Source organism: Psychromonas arctica, from assembly GCF_038155225.1.
GTDB lineage: Bacteria > Pseudomonadota > Gammaproteobacteria > Enterobacterales > Psychromonadaceae > Psychromonas > Psychromonas arctica_B.
In genome coordinates this window covers 1-216 of record NZ_JBAKBA010000351.1, presented here as the reverse complement: position 1 = coordinate 216, position 216 = coordinate 1, and the positions used below count along the sequence as shown (strand labels likewise).

Sequence of the window (216 nt, the reverse complement as noted above, 5' to 3'; positions counted from 1 at the left end):
GTTGGGGTTACGCGATACGAGCAATGGTAGCAAGCCCTTCAGCCGCTGAATATGGTGGAATTAACCGTAAACGCTTAATAATCATTGTCATGATAATCTCTGGTGCTTTATCAGGTTTATTAAGCCTGAATGAAGTACAAGGATACGGACTACAACTTAAATTAGGTTTTGTAGCAGGGTATGGTTTTACTGGTATTGCGGTTTGTTTAATCGGAC

The 216-nt window shown here is 40.7% G+C and carries 1 protein-coding gene; it reads left to right on the top strand.

Features of this window, described 5'->3' with window-relative positions:
- Window positions 1-216: ABC transporter permease subunit (locus tag V6255_RS18755; RefSeq protein WP_425355959.1), on the top strand; the 216-nt coding region annotated here is incomplete at both ends.